Origin of the sequence: Sphingomonas sp. BE123 (genome assembly GCF_031456015.1) — a bacterium.
In the GTDB taxonomy this organism is placed as follows: domain Bacteria; phylum Pseudomonadota; class Alphaproteobacteria; order Sphingomonadales; family Sphingomonadaceae; genus Sphingomonas.
Window position 1 is genome coordinate 617,374 of the sequence record NZ_JAVDTW010000002.1, and the last position, 18,061, is coordinate 635,434.

16 protein-coding genes are annotated in these 18,061 nt (G+C 66.6%); 6 read left to right on the forward strand and 10 right to left on the reverse strand.

Annotated features, from left to right (window positions below; genetic code table 11):
- Positions 1–6: 6 nt before the first annotated feature.
- From J2Y54_RS11200 to J2Y54_RS11220, 5 genes are all read right to left on the reverse strand, one after another.
- Positions 7–894 (reverse strand): transglutaminase family protein, encoded by an 888-nt coding sequence (locus J2Y54_RS11200; RefSeq protein ID WP_310039628.1) that lies wholly within the window; start codon positions 892–894, stop codon positions 7–9.
- A complete protein-coding gene (locus J2Y54_RS11205; protein WP_310039631.1) occupies positions 894–3,380 on the reverse strand; it encodes a circularly permuted type 2 ATP-grasp protein in 2,487 nt (828 codons plus the stop codon). The genes J2Y54_RS11200 and J2Y54_RS11205 overlap by 1 nt, the downstream gene beginning before the upstream one ends.
- 72 nt (positions 3,381–3,452) lie before the next feature.
- The gene (gene ligD / locus J2Y54_RS11210; RefSeq protein WP_310039633.1) at positions 3,453–5,948 is read right to left on the reverse strand and encodes a DNA ligase D; all 2,496 of its coding nucleotides are present in this window, start codon (positions 5,946–5,948) and stop codon (positions 3,453–3,455) included.
- Positions 5,935–6,411 (reverse strand): MgtC/SapB family protein, encoded by a 477-nt coding sequence (locus tag J2Y54_RS11215; protein WP_310039636.1) that lies wholly within the window; start codon positions 6,409–6,411, stop codon positions 5,935–5,937. The genes ligD and J2Y54_RS11215 overlap by 14 nt, the downstream gene beginning before the upstream one ends.
- Positions 6,412–6,415: 4 nt before the next feature.
- Positions 6,416–7,300, reverse strand: coding sequence for a Ku protein (locus tag J2Y54_RS11220; protein WP_310039638.1), 885 nt, complete (start codon positions 7,298–7,300; stop codon positions 6,416–6,418).
- Positions 7,301–7,414: 114 nt separating this feature from the next.
- Here J2Y54_RS11220 and J2Y54_RS11225 point away from each other — a divergent pair, with 114 nt between their 5' ends.
- From J2Y54_RS11225 to J2Y54_RS11240, 4 genes are all read left to right on the forward strand, one after another.
- Positions 7,415–8,935: a sodium:solute symporter family transporter gene (locus J2Y54_RS11225; protein ID WP_310039641.1), complete on the forward strand. Its 1,521-nt coding sequence runs from the start codon at positions 7,415–7,417 to the stop codon at positions 8,933–8,935.
- Between the two features lie 68 nt (positions 8,936–9,003).
- Positions 9,004–9,213, forward strand: a complete 210-nt coding sequence (locus tag J2Y54_RS11230; RefSeq protein WP_310039644.1) for a helix-turn-helix transcriptional regulator — start codon at positions 9,004–9,006, stop codon at positions 9,211–9,213.
- Positions 9,185–9,625 (forward strand): hypothetical protein, encoded by a 441-nt coding sequence (locus tag J2Y54_RS11235; protein WP_310039647.1) that lies wholly within the window; start codon positions 9,185–9,187, stop codon positions 9,623–9,625. Before J2Y54_RS11230 ends, J2Y54_RS11235 begins: the two co-directional genes overlap by 29 nt.
- Before the next feature lie 38 nt (positions 9,626–9,663).
- On the forward strand, positions 9,664–10,578 hold the full coding sequence (locus tag J2Y54_RS11240) for a TraB/GumN family protein (RefSeq protein WP_310039649.1): 915 nt from the start codon (positions 9,664–9,666) through the stop codon (positions 10,576–10,578).
- Positions 10,579–10,624: 46 nt separating this feature from the next.
- Here the strand turns inward: J2Y54_RS11240 and J2Y54_RS11245 are convergent, their stop codons facing one another.
- The 4 genes from J2Y54_RS11245 to J2Y54_RS11260 form a co-directional block, all read right to left on the reverse strand.
- Entirely contained in the window at positions 10,625–11,386 is a 762-nt protein-coding gene (locus J2Y54_RS11245; protein ID WP_310039652.1) for an exonuclease domain-containing protein, read from the reverse strand.
- Positions 11,387–11,535: 149 nt separating this feature from the next.
- Positions 11,536–12,918: a phosphoglucomutase/phosphomannomutase PgmG gene (gene pgmG / locus J2Y54_RS11250; protein ID WP_310039654.1), complete on the reverse strand. Its 1,383-nt coding sequence runs from the start codon at positions 12,916–12,918 to the stop codon at positions 11,536–11,538.
- Positions 12,919–13,003: 85 nt separating this feature from the next.
- On the reverse strand, positions 13,004–13,309 hold the full coding sequence (locus tag J2Y54_RS11255) for a DnaJ domain-containing protein (RefSeq protein WP_310039656.1): 306 nt from the start codon (positions 13,307–13,309) through the stop codon (positions 13,004–13,006).
- Complete coding sequence (locus tag J2Y54_RS11260; RefSeq protein ID WP_310039657.1) at positions 13,306–14,106, reverse strand: division plane positioning ATPase MipZ; 801 nt, start codon at positions 14,104–14,106, stop codon at positions 13,306–13,308. Before J2Y54_RS11260 ends, J2Y54_RS11255 begins: the two co-directional genes overlap by 4 nt.
- A 76-nt stretch (positions 14,107–14,182) precedes the next feature.
- On the opposite strand from J2Y54_RS11260, the gene panC reads away from it, so the two are divergent.
- The gene (gene panC, locus J2Y54_RS11265; RefSeq protein ID WP_310039659.1) at positions 14,183–15,025 is read left to right on the forward strand and encodes a pantoate--beta-alanine ligase; all 843 of its coding nucleotides are present in this window, start codon (positions 14,183–14,185) and stop codon (positions 15,023–15,025) included.
- 85 nt (positions 15,026–15,110) lie between these two features.
- Complete coding sequence (locus tag J2Y54_RS11270) at positions 15,111–15,407, forward strand: hypothetical protein (protein WP_310039661.1); 297 nt, start codon at positions 15,111–15,113, stop codon at positions 15,405–15,407.
- 4 nt (positions 15,408–15,411) lie between these two features.
- Here J2Y54_RS11270 and topA read toward each other — a convergent pair whose 3' ends face one another.
- A complete protein-coding gene (gene topA, locus J2Y54_RS11275; protein ID WP_310039664.1) occupies positions 15,412–17,949 on the reverse strand; it encodes a type I DNA topoisomerase in 2,538 nt (845 codons plus the stop codon).
- Positions 17,950–18,061 lie beyond the last annotated feature (112 nt).

Genomic DNA, 18,061 nt, shown 5'->3' on the forward strand with positions numbered 1-18,061 from the left:
TGCAAGTCAGCTGCGTGTTTCGAGCGGCGCGACGTCGACCGACACCGTCATATTCTGTGCGCCCGATCCCAGCACGATGCCGTCGATCGGGGCGATGTCGGAATAATCGCGGCCGATCGCGACGACGACATGATCGCTCGCCATCCAGATGCCGTTGGTCGGATCGACCCCGACCCAGCCGCGCTCCGGCCCGCACCACAGCAGCACCCAGGCATGGGTCGCGTCCGCCCCGACCAGCCGCGGCTGGCCGGGCGGGGGGAGCGTGCGCAGATAGCCCGAGGCATAGGCGGCAGGAAGACCGGCGGCGCGCAGGCCGGAAATCATGATCTGCGCGAAGTCCTGACACACGCCGCCGCGCTTCAGGAACGCCTCACGCGGGGGCGTATCGACCAGGGTCGCGGTGGGATCGAAGTCGAATTCATTCTGGATACGACGGGCAAGGCCGATCGCAGCGTCGAGCGCGCCGCGCTGCGGGTCCAGTTCCTGCGCGCACCATTGCGCGATGTCGCGGTCGAGCGGGATCAGCGGCGAGGGGAAAAGATAGGATGCCGGGCTGGCCGGCCCCGCGTCGCGGCTGGCGCGCGCGTCAGCCGCAATCTGTGCCAGCGTCGGGTCGTCGGCGGCAGGCACGGGTACCGGGCGATCTACGGTGATCGTGCAGCAGCTCTCGATCGTCAGGCTCCGCACCGGCTGCGTCACCACCAGCCGTACGACATTGGCGAGGCCCGCCTCGGCCCGCGCCGGGGCGGTGTCGCCGCCCGGCTCGACGCTCAGGTGATAGTCATGGATGGTCTGCCCCGACCAATGGATCGGCCGCAGCCGCAGGTTGCAGCGGGCAAACCCGACCGGCTCGGCATAGTCGAACCGCGTGACATGGCGAATGGCATAGCGCATCAGCCGACCACCAGCCCCTCGGCCCGCAGCGCTTCCGACCCATGGAGGAAATAGCGGCGCGCCACCGCGTCGGACAGCGCCGCCAGCTTGGCGGAGAGGGCAAGCAGCGTGTCCGTGCCGACCTGCGGCGCCGATGCGGTCGTCACCATCGCGGCCAGCGCGCGGGCCAGCGCCTGTTGCGGTTCGTCCAGCCCGTCGTCGGACAGGCGCGGCAGGGCGTCGAGATGCGCGGCGATCGCCGCGACCTGGAACGCCACCCCGCGCGGGTTGCCGGGGTCGAGCGCGACGAGGTCGATGACCGCAACCCGCGCCATTCCGGTCAGATAGCGCTGACGATAGCTGATCTGGCTGTCCGCAAGGTCGAGCAGTGCCGACAGGTCGTCGCTGGTCGCTTCGTCATGCGCCAGCGCCAGCAGCGCATAGACGGTCGCCATGGCGCGTTCGATGCGGCGGCCCAGATCGTGGAAGCGCCAGGCATCGGTGCGGCCCATATGCTCCGACGACAGTCCGGCCAGCGCCGAATAGCGCCGCTGCAGCGACCCCGCCCGGTCGAGCGCGCTGCCGCGCGTCGGATAGGGTGCATCGAGTAGCCGGATCATGTCGGCGGACAGCCGGTCGCGGCTGACCGCGCCGATCGCCCGCGCCTGCCGGTTGATCGCGCGGACGCTGTTCCAGCCATCGGTCGCGTCCATTGCCGCTTCGGCAAAGCGGGACAGGTGGGCGCGTCCCAGTCCGCCTGGCGCGGGCGCGGCACCGGCGTTGACGACCAGTCCGACCAGGCGCTGAACCGTATCGGCCGCGAGTGCGGCACCGCTGTCCGCGCTGATCGAATGGCCGAGCAGCGCGCGGATCACCCCCAGTCGCGCCTCGCCGCGCTCCAGATAGCGGCCGAGCCAGAACAGATTGTCGGCAGCGCGGCTGGGCAGGGTGCCGGGGTTGCGGCGCAGCCGGATGCTGTCCGCCGACTGCAGCAGCGTGACCGGCGCCACCGGGGCGGACCCATGCACCACGACATCGGCGGACCAGGTCCCGGTTCCCATCACCGCGGCGCGGGCATCCGGGGTGTCGCCGATGCGTGCGAACCCGCCTGGCATCACCTGCCAGCGCCCGTCCGCGTCGCGCGCGGCGAACACGCGCAGGGTAAAGGGCCGCGCCTCGAGCCGCCCTGCGCTGACCAGCGGCATGGTCGACAGGTGGATCACTTCCTGCCCGACATAGTCCTGCGGCCGCCGTGCCAGATCCGCCACCAGTTCGGCGCGTTGCGCGGCGGGCATGGCCGATCCCAGCAGCGCGGTACCATCGGCCAGCACATTGGTTGCCACGCCGAACGCGGGGGCGATGACCATATTGTCGAGATCGCCGGCCACTTCGGCGCATTCCTGCGGCTGGCCGCACCACCAGGTCGCGATGTTGGGCAGTTTCAGGCTCTCGCCGGTCAGCCGGGTGCACAGGCGCGGCAGGAATGCGGCAAAGGCAGGTGCCTCCAGCATGCCTGCGCCCGGGGAATTGGCGATCACCACCTCGCCCCGCGCCATTGCATCGATCAGGCCGGGGACGCCGATCGCCGAATGCGAATCGAACGCAAGCGGGTCGATCAGCCGCGGATCGACCCGGCGCCACACCGCATCGACCCGCTTCAGGCCGGCGATGGTGCGCAGATAGACGCGGTCGTCGAGCACGGCGAGGTCGGGCCCCTCGACCAGCACAAAGCCCAGATAGCGCGCAAGGTGCGCCTGTTCGGCATAGCTCGCGTTCAGTCGCCCCGGGGTGAGCAGCGCGATGCGTGGATCGCTGCGCCGGCAGCGCGCGGCAATGCCGTCGCGAAACGCCGCGAAAAACGGCGCATGGCGCTCGATATTGAGCCGCAGCTGAAGCCCGTCGAGCATCCGCGCGATGGCAAGGCGGTTCTCCAGCGCATAGCCGGCGCCGGCCGGCGCACGCAGATGATCGGCAAGAACGCGCCACGTGCCGGTCGGACCGCGGCACAGGTCGAACGCAACGAAATGGAGATGGCAGCCCCCCGGCGGCGCCAGCCCCATCATCGGCCGCAGGAAATAGGGGCTGCCGGTCAGCAGGCTGGCCGGCAGGCTGCCCGTGCGCACCAGCGTCTGGTCGCCATAGCAATCGGCAAGCACTGCTTCGAGCAGGTCGGCGCGTTGCGCGACCCCCTCGGCAATCCCCTGCCACTCGTCCTTTTCGATCAGCAGCGGAACCGGGGAGAGCGGCCATGGCCGTTCCTCGCTTTCGCCCGGGATGCGAAAGCCGGTGCCGATATCCTCGGCATGCCGCTGCGCCTTCTCCCGCGCCGCGATCAGGTCGTCGCCGGCCCGCTCGGCCAGTTCTTCCAGCACTGCGTTCCACGCGGGATCGGCAGGGCCCGCTGCATGCAGCACATCGGTTGCCGGGGTGGCAGCGCGATAGTCGGTCAGCCAGCGCCGCGCGACCGCCGCTGTGTCTTCCCCGGTGTCCGCCGCCGCGCTCGCCATGCTTTGCCCCCTTTGCGGGTCATTCTGTGACGGGCCGCGCCGGTGCGCGCAACACGCTTTCGGTTCTGGCGGCTAAATGTCGGGCAGCACCTGATCCGCCTGCCCCCAACCCGCCAGCGCGCGGCCGGTTGCGCGGTCGAGCAGCGTCGCGGCGTCGCGGACGCTGAACCGTTGCGCGCTGTCGACATCGCGCAGCTCGCTCCAGTTCAGCGGCACCGATACCGGCGCGCCGGCGCGCGCGCGGGCGACATAGGGCATCACCGCCGTGCTGCCGCGCTGGTTGCGCAGATAGTCGATGAAGATGCGGCCCTTGCGCTCGGCTTTCTTGAGGTTCGCCGTGAACCGCTCCGGCTCGGCCTGTGCCAGCGCGCGGGCGAAGCGTTCGGCAAAGCTTTTCGCGGCGGGCCATTCCGCCTGCGGGGTCAGCGGCACGATCACGTGCACGCCCTTGCCGCCGGTCAGCATCGGGAAGCTGGTGAGACCCAGATCGGCGAGATGCCGGTTCAGATCCGCCGCCGCCTTCCTCACCTTGGCGAAGTCGAGCCCTTCATCTGGGTCGAGGTCGAACACCAGCCGGTCGGGCTTTTCGACATCCTCCACCCGGCTGCCCCAGCCGTGAAACTCGATCGTCCCCATCTGGACACAGGCGCGCACGCCATCGGCATCGTCGACCCACAGATAGGGTTCGACCGACCCGTCCTTTTCGCGAATGTCGACATGGTGGACATGGTCGCCGAAGCTGCCCGCGTCATGCTTCTGGAAGAAACATTGCTTGGCGCGCCCCTGCGGGCAACGCACCAGACTGATCGGACGGTGGCCGAGCCAGGGCAGCAGGATCGGCGCAACCGCGGCATAGTAATCGGCGAGCTGGCCCTTGCTGATCCCGGCTTCGGGAAAGATCACGCGGTCGGGGTGGCTGATCGCCACATCGCTGTGCGGCGCAGGGGGCGGGGCCGCGCGTTCGGTCACGACGTCATCGGCAGGCTTGTCGTCGCGCAGCGCAATGAAGCTGGCGTGGCGGACGACCCGTTCCGCAGTAAACTCGGCAAAGGCAACCTCCGCGACCAGCTTGGGCGAGACCCAGTGAGCGCCGCGTGCCGCAACTTTCGGCACATCGGCGGGCGGGGTCTTGCGTGCGATCCGCGCGAGCTTGTCCATCAATGCGGCGGAGTTCGATGCGTTAAACCCCGTACCGACCTTGCCCGCGTAATGCAGCGCGCCGTCTTCGTGCACAGCGAGCAGCAGCGATTTCAGCCCGCGTCCGCGCGCGCTGCTGGGCAGCCAGCCGATAATCACGAATTCCTGCCGCCGCGTGCATTTGATCTTGAGCCAGCTCTTGCTGCGGGTGCCGCGATAGGGGGCGTCGGCGCGCTTCGAGATCACGCCCTCATGCCCCTCGCTGCACATCGCCTCGAACAGTTTCTCACCTGCGCCGAGTATGTGTTCGGAGAAGAGCAGGCGCGGGTCGGCGCCGGCGATGAGTGTACGGAGCCGCTCCTTGCGCTCGATCTGGGGAAGGTCGCTCAGGTCCTCGCCATCCTGTTCGAGCAGGTCAAAGGCGAAGAAGGCGAGCGCGCCGCTGCCGTTCGAGAGTGCGTCCTGCAGGGTCGAGAAATCGGGCTTTCCAGCCTTGAACGCGACCACTTCGCCGTCGATGAGCGCGGAGGATGCCGGGAGGTCGGCGGCTGCCTCGGCGATGCTGGCGAACTTGTCGGTCCAGTCGAGCCCGCTGCGCGTATAGATGCGCGGTCCGCCTTTGCCCGTAGCGACGAGCGCGCGGTAGCCGTCATATTTCATCTCGTGCAGCCAGCCGTTTCCGCCGGGAACGCTGTCGACAAGGGTGGCGAGCTGGGGTGGGCGGAAAGCGGGGGGCTTTATTCCTCCCCGGAACGGGGAGGGGGACCGCCGCGCAGCGGTGTTGGAGGGGGCCCGAGGCAAGGGATTCCGGTGCCTCGGGCCCCCTCCACCAGCCTTCCCGTTCCGGGGCGGATTTTTGCCCTCGGCAATCTCCTGCATCGTGCGACCGGTCGCGACGCTGGTCAGGCCTGTTTCGACCAGTGCATCGGTCGCCCCGGCATAGGCGTCGTCGATCTTGCGCAGCAGCCAGTTTTCGCGCTTTTCCCCGGCCCGCGGCTTGAGGCGGATCAGCAGCCACTCGCCCTTCATCCGCTCGCCATCGAGGGTGAAATGGAGATGGCCTTTCTCCAGATCCTCCGCGCTCTTTCCCGGCACCGGCGCCCAGGTGCCCCGATCCCACAGCATCACCGTGCCGCCGCCATATTCGCCCTTGGGGATCGTCCCTTCGAACGTCGCGTAGGACATCGGGTGATCCTCGGTCCGCACCGCGAGGCGCTTCTCGTCGGGGTCGAGGCTGGGGCCGCGCGTCACTGCCCAGCTCTTGAGCACGCCGTCGATTTCGAGGCGGAAATCCCAGTGGAGGCGGGTTGCGTCATGCTTCTGGACCATGAAGGTCTGACCTTCACCCTTGCCGATTTCACCGCGCGGCTCCGCGGTTTTCGCGAAATCGCGCATCGCATTGTAGCGCGCGAGCGGATCAGTCTTGGCCATTACGCTTCCTGAAGGCGCGCTGCTCGATCCAGCCAAACAGCGTTAGCAGCAGCACCGACCCCAGCGTGCCGATTATCGCGATCGGATAGAGCCCGGCACCAAACGCGATCCCGATCGAGGCCGCGAGCCAGATATGCGCGGCGGTGGTGAGATTTTTGATCTCACCCTTGGCAAACACGATCAGCGCGCCGCCGATCACGCCGGCCATCGCCGCCGTGCCCTCGATCACGCGGAGCGGGTCGGCCTGGGATTCGGTGCCGCCGAGCTGGTAATAGAGGGCGAGCGCGGAGACGGTGATCAGCGCGGCGGAGAAGCACAGGATGGCATGGGTGCGCAGTCCCGCGCCATGGCCGCGTACTTCCCGGTCGAGGCCGAGCAGCAGTCCCGCGATGGCCGCGCCGCCCAGCCGGAGCCATGGGTCCCAGCCGAGCGCGGCGAAGGTGACCGGCGGGTTCAGCTCCATCGCGTCACGCCCGCTTGCGCGCCGGCGCCTTGGCCGCGGACTTGTTCGCCGGGGCCTTTTTCGCGGGCGTCTTGCTCGCCGACTTGGCCGCGCCGCCGGGTTTTTCGAGGCTCTTCTTGAGCGCTGCCATGAGGTCGACGACATTGGACCCGCGCGCATCGTCGCCGGCATCGCTGTCCTCGATGATCTTGCGCTTGCCCTTCTGCTTCTGCTTGCGGGCGATCAGGCCCTTCAGCGCATCGACATAGCGGTCGTGAAACTCCTGCGGGTCGAATTTCGCCGATTTCTTCTCGATCAGCGTCTCGGCGAGGTCCAGCAGATCCGCGTCCGGCTCGGCATCGGAAATGTCGCGGAAATAGCCCTGCGCCTTGTGCACCTCATCGGCATAGCGCAGCGTTTCGAGCACCATGCCGCGCCCGCATGGCTTGAGGCTGACCACATATTCGCGCCCGCGCATCGCCAGCTGGCCGAGTCCGACCTTCTTCGTCCGCCTGAGCGCCTCGCGCAGCACCACGAACGCCTCTTCGGCAAGATCGTCGGCGGGGACGACGAAATAGGGCTTTTCGTAATAGAGCACGTCGATCTCATGTGCGTCGACGAATTGGGTCAGCTCCAGCGTCTTCTTGGACTCGAGCTTGACCGCGTCGATCTCGTCCTGGTCGAGCAGGACATATTCGCCCTTTTCGACCTCGAACCCCTTCATGATCTCGTCGGTGTCGATCGGGCCGATGCCGGGTACGACCTTTTCATATTTGATGCGCTTGCCCGAGGGTTCGTGCACCTGGTGGAACGCCACCTGCGCGCCCGATTTGGTGGCGCTGTAGATTTCGACCGGAATCGAGACCAGCGCGAGACGGATCTGTCCCTGCCAATATGCGCGCGCTGCCATCGGACATCCTTGTTGTTGCGAGGCCGATTCAAAGCGTGAGGCGGGGAGTCGTTCCGTCATGGACAGCGACTTGCCGCGTGACCTCGGCAAAGCCTCTGCTACACCATCGAAATGATGCAGCATTTCGCCGCGCTCGACTGGCTGGTGGTCGGGCTTTACCTTGCCGTGCTGGCCGGGCTGTCCTGGCATTTCAACCGGGTCGAGACGCGCAATGCGGGCGACTATTTTCTCGCGGGGAACAGCGTTCCGGCGTGGCTGGCGGCGGTTTCGGTGCTGGCGACGCAGCAATCGGCCGCGACCTTCATTGGCGCACCCGATTACGGCTATCGCAGCGATTACAGCTATCTGGGCGCAGTGGTCGGCGCGGTGCTGGCGGCGTTCTTCGTCGCGCATGTGCTGATCCCGCGCTTTTACGCGCTGCGCGTCGCCACCGTCTATGAGCTGCTCGAGACGCGGTACGACGCACGGGCGATGCGCTGGGCGGGGGGCATGTATCTGGCCGGCCGAATCCTGTCGGGCGGCGCGCGCGTCTATCTGGCGGCGATCGCGATCGCGATGGTCGGGTTCAACGCGATCGATGCCGGGTCGATCATCCTGTCGGCGGCGGCAGTGATGCTTGCAAGCCTGGCCTTCACGCTGCGCGGGGGCCTCAAGTCCGTCATTTGGAACGATTTCGTCCAGTTCATCGTCTATGCCGGTGCAGCGGTCGCGGTGCTGATCTTCCTGCGCGCGGCAATTCCGCTCGACAATACGGCGCTGATCGATGCGCTGCGCACTGCGCCCGACGGCACCAACAAGCTGCGGCTGTTCGACCTGTCGACCGACCTGTCCAAACCGTTCACTTTGCTCGCTGCGGTCACCGGGCTGTTCCTGCTCAACACCGCCAGTGCCGGCCTCGATCAGGACACCACCCAGCGGCTGCTTGCCAGCCCCGACGCCAGGACCGGCGCGCGCAGCCTGATCCTCTCGGCGCTCGGCAGCGTGCCGATCATCGCGATTTTCGTGACGATCGGGCTCCTGCTGCACATCTTCTACGACCGGCCCGAGCTGATGGGCGCGACCAACAGCGTCTCGGCGAATTTCGCGGGCGAGAAGATCACGGTGTTCGTCCATTATATCCTGACCCAGCTTCCCCCCGGGCTGCGCGGACTGGTGACGATCGGGGTGATCGCGGCGGCGGTGTCGACCGTGACCTCGGCGCTCAATTCGATGGCGTCGGTGGTCGTCAGCGATTTCTATCGCCCGTGGCGCGAGGCGCATGGTGGCGCGGCGGACCGACATTATGTCCATGCCGGGCGCTGGGGAATGGCGGCGGTGGCGGTGGCGATGTTCGCGACCGCAGTGCTGAGCTATTATTGGCAGAAGCATAGCGACATGCCGCTGCTCGAATTTGTGCTGTCGGTGATGGCGTTCGCCTATGCCGGGCTGCTCGGCGTCTATGCCGTGGCATTGTTCACGAACCGGGGCAGTACCGCATCGGTGATCGCCGCATTGCTCACCGGGTTCGTCACGGTGTTCCTGCTCCAGCCCTTCGCGTTCGGATCGACCGCGCTCGCCTTCCCCTATCTGCTGTGCATCGGCACACTCGCCGCTGCCATCGTTGCCGCGATTCCACCCGGCAAAAAATCCGCTTGACGCGTGTCATGCTAACCTGACATATAGTCATTCGTGGATGACATAATGTCATGGAGCAGTGACGGCCTGTGAAAAACCGCCTGAAAGTGCTGCGCGCCGAACGCAACTGGAGCCAGGCGGAGCTTGGCGGCCATCTCGGCGTGTCGCGACAGGCGGTGAACGCGATCGAGACGGGGAAATATGACCCCTCGCTCCCGCTCGCCTTCCGCATCGCGCGACTGTTCGGATTGAGCATCGAGGAGATTTTCGATGACGCGGAGCATGACGATGGCGAATGAAGTGAAGGACGGCCTCGCCGCCGCCCGCGCCCGCACGCGGCGCCAGCGGATCATCCTGTTCACGCTGATGGGCGCCGGCGCGGTGGTCGGCTTTTTCTCGGCGCTGTTCGAGGTCGATGGCGGCGAATTTCTCGAAGGCATTCCCGCCGCCTGGGCGATTGCCGCATCGCTGATCAGCACGGTCGCGCTTGTTTATGGCGGCTGGCGCTACAACCGCGTCACCGACGAGCTGGAGCGGCGCGACAATCTCTGGGCGTCGGCAATCGCGCTCAACTTCTATCTCGCGCTCTACGCCAACTGGTATCTCTGGTGGCGCGGCGGGCTGGTGCGCGAGCCGCAGCATGAGGCGCTCGCGGTGGCGACCTTCGCGGTGATGATGCTCGCTTATGGCTACAAGAAACTACGTCCCTGAACCTGTCTCAACCCGTTAACATCGGAGAGTTTGTGATGATGAAGTACCTGCCTCGCGCAGCGACGGCGCTCGCCCTGTTGTTCGTCGCCCCCGCTGCCCTCGCACAACAGGCCCCGGCGCCCGCCCCGGCCACCCAGGTCAAGGACGCCGATCCGGCCCTGTGGGTGGTCAAGGATGAAGACACGACCATCTACATGTTCGGCACGATCCATGTGTTGCCCGCTGGGCTCAGCTGGTTTGACGAAGCGGTGCGCAAGGCGTTCGACGCCAGCGGCGAGATGGTCACCGAAATCGGCGAGATGCCGGACCCAGCCAGCGTTCAGCCGCTGATCATGAAATATGGGGTGAACCCGACCGGCCCCGCGCTGATCGACCGGCTCCCCGCCGACAAGCGTGCGGCGTTCGCCAAGGCGGTTGCCGATGCCGGCATCCCGGCCGAAAATTTTGCCCGGCTGAAGCCGTGGTTCGCGGCCAATCAGCTCTCGCTCGTCGCGTTGATGAAGGCAGGCTACAACCCGGCATCGGGCGCGGAGTCCGAACTCGCCGCGGCGGCCAAGGCGGCGAACAAGCCAGTGTCGGGCCTGGAAAGCATCGAGATGCAGTTCGGCTTTTTCGACGGCCTGTCCGAAGCCGCGCAGATCCAGTTCCTGACCGAAACGCTGGGGCAGCTCGGCAATGTCGGCCCCGAATTCCAGAAGATGGTCGACGAATGGTCGCAGGGTGATGCCGAAGGGCTGGCGGCGATCATGAACGAAGCGCTGCGCAGCTCGCCGGAGCTCAGCAAGATGCTGCTCGCCGATCGCAACGCGCGCTGGGCCGAATGGATCGATACGCGGCTCGACAAGCCGGGCGTGGTGTTCATGGCGGTCGGTGCTGGCCATCTGTCTGGCGCCGACAGCGTCCAGGCGATGCTGGAAAAGCGCAAGATCAAGAGCACGCGCATCGAATATTGATGCCTGATCCCCCTCTCTCGCGCGGGAGAGGGGGATGCGGAACAGTCTAGAACAGCTGCGGCTGGCGGACCGGCTTATATTCCGGTCCCCGGCCTCGGCGCCGTTCCAGCTCGACCTGTGCGGTGTAGCGAATGTCCTCGTCGCGATCCTGCAGAAAGGCATCGAGCGACTCATCGTCGATCTCGCTCCACTCCTTGCCCCGGTCCGGGCCGTAGCGGACACGCGGGAGCAGGCCGGGCAGCCTCGACCATTCGATCAGCTGGGCGACGCTCGCTTCGTTGAGCATGTCGCGCAGATGATGGGCGGTCACATAGGCATCGGGAAAGGCGCGATGGGCGGGCAGCCCGCGTTCATGCTCCAACCCTGCGGGCATGCGGTAGTAACGCAGGAACTGGTTGGAAAAGCCCGGGCTGTCGCGCCACAGCCGCAGCGCGCATTTATAGGTGCAGATCCAGTCGGCACCGCGTGTCAGCGATGCGGTGCAGAATTGTTCCTCGAAACTCGCCCGGTGTGCCGCCAGCGCCACCCGACGCGGCCACGGGTCCAGGATCGGGCGCGCGACATCGTGCCACCATGGCGCATCGGCAACGTCCTCGTCGCGGATATGGTGGATCGCCATGGTCAGCGGCGGGATCGGCCGCCCGGGATTGACCAGGCGCGCGCCGCCCTCGCCCTCCAGCGCCCAGCGCCCGTCCTTGCCCAGCGCGACGTCCTGCCACCCGATTTCGCACACGCCATGCTGCGGCGGCGCGCTGCCGGTGGTTTCAAGGTCGATGACGCGAATGATCTGGGGCGGGGCGGGAGCCATGCCCCCATGTGGAGGCATACCCGCGATTCCACCACCCCTGGAGTTGTTTTATGTAAGACCGCACCGGCCCGCGCCCCCACTCGGCCACCCAATGGCAGTGTATTTTATGGGTGGCCGGGTGGGGGGGGCGGGCCGGTGCCGCCTTCAAATCAATGCCCCGCCTGCGGCCCGCGCTTCAGCCCGCTGGCAGCAAGCTGCGCGTCGATCATGGCGAGGAGGCGCTCCAGCGCCGCCTCGTCCTTGGCCTCGGCGCGCGCGACCAGCACGTCCTGCGTGTTCGATGCGCGCAGCAGCCACCAGCCATCGGGGGTGTTGACCCGCGCGCCATCGGTATCATTGACGTCCGCGCCCTCGGCCTTGAGCCGTTCCAGCACCTCGTCGATCACCGCGAATTTGCGGCTTTCATCGACCTGAAAGCGCATTTCGGGCGTGTTGACGATCGCCGGCATCGCGCTGCGGATCGCGCTCATCGACTGGCCGATCAGATGGACCGCGTTGATCAGCTGCACCGCGGCATAATGCGCGTCGTCGAACCCGTAATAATCCTGCGCGAAGAAGATGTGCCCGCTCATCTCGCCCGCCAGCGGCGCGCCGGTTTCCTTCATCTTGGTCTTGATCAGGCTGTGGCCGGTCTTCCACATCAGCGGCGCGCCACCCAGTTCGGCAATGCGGTCATACAGCGCCTGGCTGGCCTTCACGTCCGCGATGATCGTCGCGCCCGGATCCTTGCGCAGCACCGGTTCGGCCAGAATGGACAGAAGCTGGTCGCCCCAGATGACGCGGCCCTGACCGTCGATCGCGCCGATCCGGTCGCCATCGCCATCGAACGCCAGCCCGAAGTCGAGATTCTTTTCCGCGACCAGCGCCTTGAGGTGCGCCAGATTCTTCTCTTCGGTCGGGTCGGGATGATGGTTGGGGAAATTGCCATCGACCTCGGTGAACAGCGTGTGATGCTCACCGGGCAGCAGCTTGACCAGCTTATCGATCACCGGTCCCGACGCGCCATTGCCGCAATCCCAGCCGATGCGGAAGCTGCCCCCGGCATAGCCGGCAAGCAGGCGGCCGACATAATCGTCAAGGATGTCGGCATCGCCGACCGTCCCTTCACCCGTGTCCCAGTCACCCTCTGCGGCCATCTTGCCCAGCGTCTGGATGTCCTGACCGAAGAACGGGCGGTGCTGGAACACCATCTTGAACCCGTTGTAATCGCCCGGATTATGGCTGCCGGTGATCTGGATGCCGCCATCCACCTCCAGGATTGCCTCGGCATAATAGAGCATCGGGGTCGAGCTGAGGCCGATCCGGACCACGTCGCACCCGCCTGCGGTCAGTCCCTCGACCAGCGCCGCCTCGAGCATCGGCGAGGAAATGCGCCCGTCGCGGCCCACGGCGACGCGGGTGCCACCGGCGCGGCGCAGCAGCGTGGCAAAGCCGCGCCCGATCGCGCGCGCGTCATCCGGCCCCAGCGTCTTGCCCACGATTCCGCGAATGTCATATTCGCGCAGCGAGGTCGGATCGAAACGATGGGTCATTGGGCCTCCCGGAAAAATCGACGCGCTTCATTTCGCGCGCGTTACGCAAAGTGCAACCGTCAAACGCGGCTAAAGCCAATGCGTTTCAGTTTTTCGGCCCGGGCTTCGGTTTCAGCAGCGTGTCGCGCGCCGCGTTGACCTGCCGCGTCAGCTCGGGCGATCCGCCGCGGTCCGGATGCACGCTGGCGATCAACCGGCGATGCGCTGCGCGGATCTCTTCGGGAGCGGCGCCGGGCGCGACGCCCAGCACGGCGCATGCCTCCGCCTCGGCCGGGTCGGGGCGGGGGGCGGGGGGCGGGATCGGCGTGCCGGGCAGGGGACGCCCCCAGCCATGCCACAGCCGCCAGCCGAGCCAGGCAAGCAGCACACCGATCAGGAATTTGAAGATCATGCGAACAGCGGCATCGTCGCCTCGACCTCGGGCAGCGCGAGGCCTGCCATCATCTCGCGCAATTCCTGCCGCGCGGCGACATGCGCCAGGCCCATTTCACCGAATTCGCGGCTGTCGAGCATGGTCAGGCCCTTGGGGAACAATTCGCGATAGATCACCCGCTCCGACAGGCCGGGGATCACGCGGAACCCGACGCGCTTGGCGAGCTGGTCGATCGCCTCCGACACGCGCTTCATGTTGCGCGCCTCAATATGCTGCATGCGGTTGCGCAGAACCACCCAGTCGATCGTCTGGCCGTCGGCCTTGGCGCGGCGCTTGCGCGAATCCCAGATCAGCTCGGAATAGAAACTGGGTCGGACCACCTTGAACGTGTCCGGATCGACCTGTCCGATCAGGTCGAAATCGACGAAGCTGTCGTTCATCGGCGTGACCAGCGTGTCGGCATTGGTGATCGCGATGCGCCCGAACTTGTCGTCGCGCCCCGGCGTATCGATGATCAGGAAGTCGGCGTCCTGCCCCAATCGCTCAAGGCTTTCGGAAAAGCGGGCGATATTCTCGCCATCATGCGTCTCGTACCGCGGCATCGGCAATGGCCGTCCCGCGCGGTTCATCGTTTCGAGGCGGTTGTCGAGATAGCGGCCCATGGTGCGCTGACGATGATCGAGGTCAAAGCACGAAACGCGCGCCCCCTTCATCGCCAGGGCGATCGCGGTATGCACCGCCGTGGTCGATTTGCCGGTCCCGCCCTTTTCATTCGCGAAGACGATCACGTGCAACGGGTTCGATGCGTCGGTCACTCAACTTCCCTGATTGAACAGCGGGCCTCCCCCCCATAGAAGGCCGCGCTCGTTCCATATCCAAGGCCTTGTACGCGTGCAAACCATCCGTCATCTCCCCGAGCTTCGCGATGCCATTTCGGGATTCCGCACCGCGGGCGAACGCATCGCGTTCGTGCCCACGATGGGCGCACTGCATGCCGGGCACATGGCGCTGGTCGCCGAGGCGAAGCTGGCGGGTCAGCGGGTCGTGGTCTCGATCTTCGTCAATCCCAAGCAGTTCGGCCCGACCGAGGACTTGGCGCGCTATCCGCGCAAGGAGCTGGCCGACTCGCGGATGCTCGCCGAGGCGGGCGTCGACGTGCTGTGGATGCCGCCGGTCGAGGTGATGTATCCCGAGGGGCATTCGACCAATATCGCGGTGTCGGGGGTCAGCGAGCCGCTCGACGGCGCCGCCCGGCCCGGTCATTTCGATGGCGTGGCCACGGTCGTCGCCAAGCTGTTCAACCAGGTGAAGCCCGATGTCGCGCTGTTCGGCGAAAAGGATTTTCAGCAGCTCGCGGTGATCCGGCGGATGGTCGCGGACCTGGATTTCGACATCGACATCCGCGGCGTGCCGACCCAGCGCGACGATGACGGCCTCGCGCTCTCCTCGCGCAACGCCTATCTCGCGCCCGAGGATCGCGCCGCAGCGGTGGCGCTGCCGCGCGCGCTGGGCGTCGCCGCGCGGGCGGTCGAGAAGGGCGACGATGCGCAGGCGGCACTCGCCACCGCGCGCGCGTCGCTGGAGGCGGCTGGATTCGCGGTCGATTATGTCGAGCTGGTCGACGCCGACAGCCTTGGCGCGCCGGTCGCGGGCAAGCCCCGTCGCCTGCTCGCCGCCGCCTGCATTGCCGGCACGCGCCTGATCGACAATATTGCGGTCGCGCCACCGGAATGACCGGATAACGCCGTTAACCTTTTGCTTACCATGAATGCCGCACTCTCGCTCCCATGATGAGAGCGATCAAAAGTGGGGCAAAGTCATGGGCAACAGCATTAAGAGCGCACAGTTCCTGATCGACAGCCGGCTGGCGGATGCGGCGCGCGGTAGCGCCGACGCGGCCTATGAGCTCGGGATGGTCTATTCGAGCGGCGCGTCGGGCGTCGACATGGACCTGATCGAAGCGCACAAATGGTTCAACATCGCCGCGCTCAAGGGCAGCGCGCACGCCCCCTATATGCGGGCCGAGATCGCGGAAGAAATGACCGCGCGCGAAATCATCGAAGCGCAGAAACAGGCGCGTGCCTGGCTGCAGATGACGACCCTGCGCGCGGCCTGACCCGCTACTTCTTTGCCGCTGCCTTTTTCGGCGCGGCCTTCTTTGCCGGCGCCTTCTTGGCCGGAGCCTTGCGTCCGCCCTTTTTCTTGGCGGGGCCGGCGGCAGCCTTGGCATCAATGAGCTGGACCGCCTCGTCGAGCGTCAGCGCGGCCTGATCGACCGCCTTGGGCAGCGTCGCATTGGTCGTGCCGTCGGTGAGATATGGGCCGTAGCGCCCCTCCATCAGCTTGATCTCCGCGCCCGATACCGGGTGCGCGCCCATCACCTTCAACGGTTCGCGCGACCCGCGCTGCGGCCGCCCGCCGCCGGCCGCCGCTTCGGCCAGCTTGACCACCGCGGCGTTCATCCCCGTCTCGAACACCTCGGTCGTCGAGGCCAGCCGCGCATATTTGCCGTCATGCGCCAGATAGGGGCCATAGCGGCCGATCGATGCCGTGATCGGCTTGCCGCTTTCGGGATGGTCGCCGATCGTCCGCGGCAGGTTGAGCAGCTTGACCGCCCAGTCCAGATCCAGCTCCGGAATGTCCTTGGGGATCGACGCGCGCGCCGCTTCCTTGCCCTCGCCGCGCTGGATATACGGCCCGAACCGGCCCGAACGGCGCGAAATATCCTCGCCGGTCTCCGGATCCTGCCCGATCACTTCGGGTCCGCTATCGCCGCCATCCTCGCCGCCCGGCTGGCCAAAGCGGCGGGTGAATTTGCAGTCGGGATAGTTGGAGCAGGCAACGAACGCGCCGAACTTGCCCCCACGCAGCGCCAGCTTGCCGACGCCGCAGGACGGGCACAGCCGCGGATCGGTGCCATCGCCCTTGTCGGGAAACAGATAGGGTTCGAGGAACTTGTCGAGCTCGGCAGTCACTTCGCTCGGCTTCTGCTCCATCACTTCCGCCGTGCGCGGCTGGAAATCGCGCCAGAAGGCGGCGAGCACCGCCTGCCACCCGGCCCGCCCGCCGGACACGTCGTCCAGCTCTTCCTCAAGCCCCGCCGTGAAGTCGTAATTGACGTATTTCTCGAAGAAGCGTTCGAGGAACGCCACCAGCAGCCGCCCGGTTTCCTCGGCAAAGAAGCGGTTTTTCTCGACCCGCACATAGGCGCGGTCCTTGAGCACCTGAATGATCGAGGCATAGGTCGAAGGGCGGCCGATGCCGAGTTCCTCGAGCCGCTTGACCAGCGAGGCTTCGGAGAAGCGCGGCGGCGGCTGGGTGAAATGCTGTTCGGCATCGACCCCCTTCTTCGCCGGGGTGTCGCCCTGACGGATCACCGGCAGGCGGCGCGAATCCTCGTCGCCCTCGTCGTCGCGGCCTTCTTCGTAGAGCGCGAGATAGCCGGGGAACAGCACCACCTGGCCGGTGGCACGCAGCGCGTCCTGGCCGGTCGGCTCCTCCAGCTCGACCGTGGTGCGCTCCATCCGCGCCGATGCCATCTGGCTCGCCAGCGCGCGCTTCCAGATCAGCTCATACAGCTTGGCGTGGTCGCCCGAACCTGCGCGATCCTTGCTGAAATCGGTCGGACGGATTGCCTCATGCGCTTCCTGCGCATTCTTGGCCTTGGTCTGGTACTGGCGCGGCTTGTCGGGGACGTACGCACCCGAATAGCGGTCATGGATCGCCTTGCGCGCGGCGTCGATGGCGCTGCCGTCCATCTGCACGCCATCGGTACGCATATAGGTGATCGCGCCATCCTCGTAGAGCGCCTGCGCGATCCGCATCGTGTGGCTGGCGGAAAAGCCGAGCTTGCGCGCCGCTTCCTGCTGCAGGGTCGAGGTGGTGAAGGGCGGCGGCGGGTTGCGCATCGCCGGCTTGGTCTCGACGCTGGCGACGCTGAAGCGGCCCTGTTCGACCGCGGCCTTGGCGCGCATCGCCACGCCCTCGGTACCGATCGACAGCCGGTCGAGCTTCTTGCCCTCGAACCGCACCAGCCGCGCGTCGAACGCGGTGCCGTCATGCTCGAGATGCGCGACGACCGACCAATATTCCTGCGGCTTGAACAGCTCGATCTCGCGCTCGCGCTCGACGATCAGGCGCAGCGCGACCGACTGGACGCGGCCCGCCGACTTGGCGCCGGGCAGCTTGCGCCACAGCACCGGCGAGAGGGTGAAGCCGACCAGATAGTCGAGCGCCCGACGCGCGCGATAGGCGTCGATCAGGTCGGTATCGAGCTGGCGCGGCGCGGCCATCGCCTGCGTCACCGCCGCCTTGGTGATCGCGTTGAAGGTGACCCGCTCGACCTCCTTGGGCAGCGCCTTCTTCTTCGCCAGCACTTCCTGAACGTGCCAGCTGATCGCCTCCCCCTCGCGATCGGGGTCGGTGGCGAGGATCAGGCGATCGGCCTTCTTGGCCTCGTCGGTGATCGCCTTGAGCTGCTTGGCCTTGTCGGGATAGGTTTCCCACTCCATCGCAAAGCCGTCATCGGGCTGCACCGACCCGTCCTTGGGCGGCAGGTCGCGGATATGGCCGTACGACGCCAGGACGCGATAGTCCTTGCCCAGATATTTCTCGATGGTTTTCGCCTTGGCGGGCGATTCGACGATGACGAGCTGCATGGGGTGTGGCGGTTCCTTACGTGTACGCGCGAGGATGGGGAGGCCCCATAGCCTGCGTCAAGCGCAACGCCACCCCCTCTTAACCTTCCGCCCCTATACAAGTCGCGACAGG

Excerpts from the sequence above, each read along its gene's own strand:
- J2Y54_RS11200 (WP_310039628.1), bottom strand. The coding sequence starts at position 894 with ATGCGCTATGCCATTCGCCATGTCACGCGGTTCGACTATGCCGAGCCG.
- J2Y54_RS11205 (WP_310039631.1), bottom strand. The coding sequence starts at position 3,380 with ATGGCGAGCGCGGCGGCGGACACCGGGGAAGACACAGCGGCGGTCGCG.
- ligD (WP_310039633.1), bottom strand. The coding sequence starts at position 5,948 with ATGGCCAAGACTGATCCGCTCGCGCGCTACAATGCGATGCGCGATTTC.
- J2Y54_RS11215 (WP_310039636.1), bottom strand. The coding sequence starts at position 6,411 with ATGGAGCTGAACCCGCCGGTCACCTTCGCCGCGCTCGGCTGGGACCCA.
- J2Y54_RS11220 (WP_310039638.1), bottom strand. The coding sequence starts at position 7,300 with ATGGCAGCGCGCGCATATTGGCAGGGACAGATCCGTCTCGCGCTGGTC.
- J2Y54_RS11225 (WP_310039641.1), top strand. The coding sequence starts at position 7,415 with ATGCAGCATTTCGCCGCGCTCGACTGGCTGGTGGTCGGGCTTTACCTT.
- J2Y54_RS11235 (WP_310039647.1), top strand. The coding sequence starts at position 9,185 with ATGACGCGGAGCATGACGATGGCGAATGAAGTGAAGGACGGCCTCGCC.
- J2Y54_RS11240 (WP_310039649.1), top strand. The coding sequence starts at position 9,664 with ATGAAGTACCTGCCTCGCGCAGCGACGGCGCTCGCCCTGTTGTTCGTC.
- J2Y54_RS11245 (WP_310039652.1), bottom strand. The coding sequence starts at position 11,386 with ATGGCTCCCGCCCCGCCCCAGATCATTCGCGTCATCGACCTTGAAACC.
- pgmG (WP_310039654.1), bottom strand. The coding sequence starts at position 12,918 with ATGACCCATCGTTTCGATCCGACCTCGCTGCGCGAATATGACATTCGC.
- J2Y54_RS11255 (WP_310039656.1), bottom strand. The coding sequence starts at position 13,309 with ATGATCTTCAAATTCCTGATCGGTGTGCTGCTTGCCTGGCTCGGCTGG.
- J2Y54_RS11270 (WP_310039661.1), top strand. The coding sequence starts at position 15,111 with ATGGGCAACAGCATTAAGAGCGCACAGTTCCTGATCGACAGCCGGCTG.
- topA (WP_310039664.1), bottom strand. The coding sequence starts at position 17,949 with ATGCAGCTCGTCATCGTCGAATCGCCCGCCAAGGCGAAAACCATCGAG.